Source organism: Thermanaeromonas sp., from assembly GCF_021890735.1.
Lineage (GTDB): Bacteria > Bacillota > DSM-521 > Neomoorellales > Neomoorellaceae > Thermanaeromonas.
Map to the genome: position 1 here is coordinate 1 of NZ_JAKKUR010000096.1, position 5622 is coordinate 5622.

The 5622-nt window shown below is 45.2% G+C and carries 8 protein-coding genes and 1 pseudogene; 6 read left to right on the top strand and 3 right to left on the bottom strand.

Annotation, left to right across the window (positions count from 1 at the left end; all coding sequences use genetic code 11):
• Positions 1–197: hypothetical protein (locus L5656_RS10205; RefSeq protein WP_297202607.1), on the bottom strand; the 197-nt coding region annotated here is incomplete at its 3' end.
• Positions 187–312 carry a hypothetical protein gene (locus L5656_RS10210; protein ID WP_297202609.1) on the bottom strand — a complete coding sequence of 42 codons (126 nt, stop codon included), beginning with the start codon at positions 310–312 and terminating at the stop codon, positions 187–189. The genes L5656_RS10210 and L5656_RS10205, both read right to left, overlap by 11 nt.
• 121 nt (positions 313–433) lie before the next feature.
• Between L5656_RS10210 and L5656_RS10215 the strand changes: the two genes are divergently transcribed.
• The 5 genes from L5656_RS10215 to L5656_RS10235 all read left to right on the top strand — a co-directional run bounded on the left by L5656_RS10215 (position 434) and on the right by L5656_RS10235 (position 5078).
• Positions 434–709: a hypothetical protein gene (locus tag L5656_RS10215; protein ID WP_297202611.1), complete on the top strand. Its 276-nt coding sequence runs from the start codon at positions 434–436 to the stop codon at positions 707–709.
• 161 nt (positions 710–870) lie between these two features.
• Entirely contained in the window at positions 871–1608 is a 738-nt protein-coding gene (locus L5656_RS10220; RefSeq protein WP_297202613.1) for a deoxyribonuclease IV, read from the top strand.
• Between the two features lie 270 nt (positions 1609–1878).
• The gene (locus L5656_RS10225; protein ID WP_297202615.1) at positions 1879–2226 is read left to right on the top strand and encodes a hypothetical protein; all 348 of its coding nucleotides are present in this window, start codon (positions 1879–1881) and stop codon (positions 2224–2226) included.
• A gap of 22 nt (positions 2227–2248) precedes the next feature.
• A complete protein-coding gene (locus L5656_RS10230) occupies positions 2249–3652 on the top strand; it encodes an ATPase domain-containing protein (RefSeq protein WP_297202617.1) in 1404 nt (467 codons plus the stop codon).
• A 13-nt stretch (positions 3653–3665) separates the two neighbouring features.
• Complete coding sequence (locus tag L5656_RS10235) at positions 3666–5078, top strand: GGDEF domain-containing protein (RefSeq protein WP_297202619.1); 1413 nt, start codon at positions 3666–3668, stop codon at positions 5076–5078.
• Between the two features lie 71 nt (positions 5079–5149).
• On the opposite strand, the pseudogene L5656_RS10240 reads toward L5656_RS10235, so the two are convergent.
• Positions 5150–5326, bottom strand: a pseudogene (locus tag L5656_RS10240) (ISLre2 family transposase); the annotation flags it as partial.
• Between the two features lie 65 nt (positions 5327–5391).
• On the opposite strand from L5656_RS10240, the gene L5656_RS10245 reads away from it, so the two are divergent.
• Positions 5392–5622, top strand: a 231-nt coding sequence (locus tag L5656_RS10245) for a hypothetical protein (protein WP_297202620.1), incomplete at its 3' end; no start/stop codon positions are given.

The window sequence follows — 5622 nt, forward strand, 5'->3', positions numbered from 1 at the left end:
ATCCTATCTCTATTTCGGAGCATTTCTTGAACGATAGCTGCGATAATCCTCAAGCTCTCCTCTGCTTTTTTAAAAGAATAGAGAAACCTTAAAGTGGGGTCCAGACATGTTTTATCTAAAGAACGATCCGCTATCACTAAAAGTAAATTAGCCTGCCATAGACGGAAAAGCTTACCGTCGCTGGACTTAGGAGGCAATCCTAGTACCCACCCGGAAGCTACGCTCTTCTAAAGCTACACCTAACCTTTCCAGAAAACCTTGAAAAGATGGATCCGGTGCGCCTAGTGCTTTAAGGATAATAGTCGTGTCCAATTCTCTTCCCTCCTATCCATTGAAGATTGACCATTAATAGCATATTGAACAAGGGGAGAGGAATGTGGGCGGGTACCGGCATAAAATAGAGAGAGCAACTCCATCTGGAGGTGACAGGTTCGTGAGTTTTTATATCAACGAGATCAAGGCTTTGATGGGTTCTGGGAACTGGGGTAGCCAGGAGGCTACTGTTACCCTCATCATTACTAACATGAAAAGTGACGAAGATACCTGGAGATTAATAAATACTTTGCAAGCCCTTCCAGGTGTAAGTAGCGTGGTACCCTTCCCCAGCCACAGACGCCTTATGATTACCTATAATTCCTCGCAAATAACCCTAGAAATTATAGGTTACCATATCACCAAGCTAGGTTACCACTACATTCATAAGATATGAAAAACTTGTTAGCGGAAGGGCCCGGGGGGCCCTTCTTCTTAAAAAAATTGACAGGATAGCTGAAGTAATGTTAAGGTAAAGTTGAAAATTTGCCCTCAGGGGCTGACATGCGTTTAGGAGCTCACTTATCTATTGCGCAGGGGCTACCTCAAGCTGTATCGATGGCTAAACGGATTGGTGCCAACACTTTCCAGTATTTCACCCGTAATCACCGGGGTGGCCGTGCCCGTCAAATAGAAAAAACAGAAATAAAGGAATGGCTGGAAAAAAGAGCTAGAAATGATATCTACCCAGTAGTAGCCCATCTTCCTTATACAGTTAACTTGGCTGTCCCTCCCGGAAAATTGCGGGACTTTGCAGCTTCGGTTCTGCAGGAAGACCTAGAACGAGTAAAACTAATAGGCGGAGAGTATATCGTAACCCACCCGGGTAGGCATAAGGGAGATGCGGCAGAAGCATTAAGACGTTTGGCGGCCATTATCAGGGAAAATGTCCTGGAAGGCCAGGATCATGGTCCCATGTGGCTCTTGGAAACCATGGCTAGGCAAATAGGTGAATTGGGAAGCCTCGACGAACTCTATCAGGTTTTGGATCTCCTAGACTGGCCTCCTCAAGTGGGGATATGTCTGGATTCTGCCCATCTCTTTGCCGCTGGCTGGAATTTGAAAAGCTCCGCAGGCTGTGATGAACTAGTAGCTACCCTGGAGGATAAATTTGGGCTGGAACGGATTAAAGTGTTCCATCTGAACGACTCTCTAGCTCCCCTAGGCAGTAACCGCGACCGCCATGCCTGTATCGGTGAAGGAGAATTGGGAGAAGAGGGCATCAGCGCTATTACTAAATCATCCTTTCCCAGGCTCTCTGCCTATGATTCTGGAAACCAGGGTAGAAAAGTATGAGGATTATGAAAAGGAAATAGCTAAAGTTGTGAGGCTTTCTAGGGAAAGGGCCGAAGAGATATAACCCTCCAAGATCAGCAAAGAAATCCTGTTGACAGCTATTGCCAGTTCCTACTTGAAGTTGACACTAACCAATCACCTAACTCTACTTGACAGCATCAGCGACTCAGGGTAAATCTTTGCCAGGGTTATTATCTCGGACTGCCGTCAACAGATATTTAAATATTTAAGACTGGCAATCGCGACTTTTAAGGGCCGGAGGGATTGATTTTGGGAGAAGTCACCAAGGATGTTATCGTCCGGTACGAGACACTCCTTAAGGAGATGTGGTCGGAGTCGGCAAAATACCTGGGAATACTTTCCACTAATCTACTGGTAGAACGAGTAATTTGGGAACTATCCCAAGAGTACCCGGCTATCCAGCTCCTCAAATATGGTCCAGAGGGTATATCTTGCACTCAAATATTGACAAGCGTAGAGAAGGGCTTTAATGATCTTGAGGAGATGTTTATGAAGTTTATTACCAGATATGTTTCTATCCTGGCAAAGTTATTGGGCCACGAGAGGGCAGAGGAGATCAGGAAAAAGATAATCACGGAGTTTGGCGGTGCTTTCTGATTTAGGGAGGGGCGGAAAAATTATGGTCAGGCTGGTCACGGGGATAAAAAATCTCGACCACATCCTTGAGGGAGGAATCCCTGCTTATTCTATAAATATTGTCTCCGGTGCACCCGGCAGCGGTAAAACGATTTTCGTTCAAAACATTATATTCAACTGTGCCAGGCAGGGAATGAAGACCCTATATTTAACTACTATATCAGAATCTCAATTTAAGATGGTGCGGAACCTAGAAAACTTTCGTTTCTTCCAAGACGAATTACTGGGTGATAAGATCGTATACGATGATCTGGGCATGATACTACGCACACAAGGTGCCAGTCAGGCTCTACAGTATTTGGGTGACTTGATCAAAAAATACCTGCCAAATATAGTCGTCATCGACAGTATAAAGGTTATTAGGGATTTATTTCCGGATGAGAAAAATTTTCGCATGTTCCTGTTCGACTTGGCCGCTACCCTATCCGTATGGGAGATAACCTCTTTCCTCATTGGAGAATACGAAGAGCAGGAGCTTACGCGTCTTAGCGAGTTTGCTATCGCTGATGGGATTTTTCACTTGTATGGCCAGGAAGAAAAACGTTTCCAGAAACGGTATATGCGTATCTTAAAAATGCGGGGCACTAGTTACCAACAAGGCGAACACCTCTTTCAGATCAATTCAAACGGGATAGAAGTTTATCCCCGAATGAAACCGGAAGGAGAGGAGCTTCATTACGAAATCAAGCACGGGAGAAAAAAGTTCGGTATTCCAGAGCTGGATGAAATGCTGGGGGGTGGCCTGCGAGAGGGCACAATTACCCTGGTTTCCGGCGCAACGGGCTCTGGCAAGACTCTTTTGGCGTTGAAGTTTTTGATAGAAGGAGCTTATCGCGGGGAACAAGGTGTATTTGTGTCCTTTGAGGAATCAGCGGGACAGTTACAAAGTACTGCTAGCCAACTGGGGTGGGATATAAGCAAGTTCTTACACAGTGGCCAATTAGATATCAGGTTTATTTCTCCGGTAGAGCTAGACGTCGATAAACACGCCTTCGAGATAATGGAAATGATAAAAGAAAAAAACGTAGAAAGGTTTGTTATAGACAGCATTTCCTCTTTTGAGAACAGCGTCTCTGACTTAAAGAAGTATAAAGACTATCTCTGGGCAATCGGACAACTTCTGCGTAAGCAACATGTTACTTCTATATTCACTTCGCTAAATGAGAACCCGTTTTCTTCTCTTATCGTGTCGAAATCTCAAATATCTCTTATCGCGGACAATATTATTTTCTTGCGTTACGTAGAAGACCGCGCGGGCATAAGGAAAGTACTCGGAATATTAAAGGCTCGCGGTAGCAACCACGATAAAGACTTAAGAGAGTATGAAATAACGTCAAGCGGCATAAATATCCTGGGCAAGCTGGAAAAACCTGATATGCTGAGGTAAGGTGGTAGTCCAATTGGCCAATAACCTGTTACTGACTCTTTCAGTAAGATACTGGCAGGAATTTCAAGATACTCTGTCTAAAGTCATGGATGCTAATATTTATATCTTTGATGCCCAAGGCAACCCTTTTTCCCAATTTAGCCTGCCTATTGAATTATGTCAGGCCATAAATAAGGGGAAAGCGGTCATAAACAGTACGTGTCTAGATTTTTATAGGACAACTTTTAATCAATTAAAGGACAAAGAACTTCTTACATGCCCCCGGGGTATTAAGTTGTGCGTATATCGTCTGGGTAACTATATGCAACACCTGGGATACATGATCGTGACCCTTGGCCCAGAGACGACACCTTTCGACCGGGAAAAGGAAATGATATTAAATGCCAAGGCCTATAACGCTTACCGCACCGTTAACGAGGTTCTTAGTGCCCTTTTGGAAAAGAATTTGTTAGGTTTACAACGTCTCGAGCTCAACAGCATTTATGAAATCAGCCGCTTGATGACCTCTATTACCGAACTAGATAAAGTATTAGACCTCATCACCAACTCCCTCGTGATAATCTATCAAGCGGACCTGTGCTTTGTGGGCCTAAGGATAGGAGACAAAATAAGGATTGCCCAAGCCAAGGGGGAGTCCGGACACCTATTGGGAGGAAAAGAGTGGGCTTTGCTCCACCCAGTTATCGAGCGGGTATTTTCTCAAATAGAGCCCTCCATGTTGACGGCAGATGAACTAAGGACGCTAACTGGCGTCTCCCCGTTGGAAGTTTCCTCGCACAGCGAAATTATCTTGTACCCTCTATGGACTGCTCTGGGAATAGTGGGGCTCTTAGGTATAGTGGTACCTATGTCGTTAGGGGAAAATGGAAAAAGAAACTTGCAAATATACGCCAATTTTGCTGCTGTAGCACTGGCTAATGCGACCCTTGTCAGCCGGCTAGAAGAAGAGGCTAAGACTGACTTTCTAACCGGTTTCTTAAACAAGCGGGCCCTCGGGTTTACCCTGGTTGAGGAACTTCAGAGAGCAGCTACATATGGCTATCCGGTGTCTATCATGTTTATAGATCTTGACGACTTCAAGTATTACAATGATACCTTTGGTCACCTAGCGGGCGACGTTGTCCTCCAAAAGGTGGCAGAAATAATAAAGAGCTGTATAAGGGTTACAGATATTGCCTGTCGGTACGGTGGTGAAGAATTCGTAATTATTCTCCCGGGTACGGACAATGACAACGCTTTGAAGGTAGCTAAAAGGATACTGAATTCCTTGGAAAACCATCCTTTCCCGCACCGGCAGATTACAGCAAGTATAGGTGTCGCCACCTTAAGAGAAGATGATACGATTGACTCTCTTCTACGAAGGTCCGATGAGGCTTGCTATATGGCTAAAAAGTTGGGCAAGAACCGGGTCTACAACGCTACGTGAAGTCCGGAAAAATAATTTTCCTTCTACTTGACAGCTTCTTTCAATACTTAGGGTCTCTCTACCACTTTCGCTTTAGCTTTCGCCAGCTCCTTCAATTTCTGTTGTTCCACCGGCCAGCGCCATATGTACTGTTCTAGCTTGCAGTTGACCTTGGCAGCTAATACACGAGCCATGCGGTCTGCACCTGAGGTCGTCCACCTGGCCCCCAGACGTTTCATCCGCCGGGCTATGTTGTGTTGTATCTGCCCCATTAGTACAAAGTATAGCCATAGCCTTAGCCACCAAGATGACCTACCGGGAGGCGGCGGAATTTATGCGGCATTATCTATTAGTCTCCGTAAGCCACCAGGAGATACACCGGTGGGTACAAGAGGCGGGTAAAGCACGGGAAGAAGAACAGAAGGAGAAAGAAGAAGGGGTATACCAGCGTGGGGAGAAAGTGGAAGGCGAGGGCAGTGCGGAAGTAGTAGTCATAGAAGCGGATGAACTGTATAATGGACCCAGAAATTTAGACACGAAAAATGGGGGTCCTAAGCGTCAAAAT

Excerpts from the sequence above, each read along its gene's own strand:
- L5656_RS10220 (WP_297202613.1), top strand. The coding sequence starts at position 871 with ATGGCTAAACGGATTGGTGCCAACACTTTCCAGTATTTCACCCGTAAT.
- L5656_RS10230 (WP_297202617.1), top strand. The coding sequence starts at position 2,249 with ATGGTCAGGCTGGTCACGGGGATAAAAAATCTCGACCACATCCTTGAG.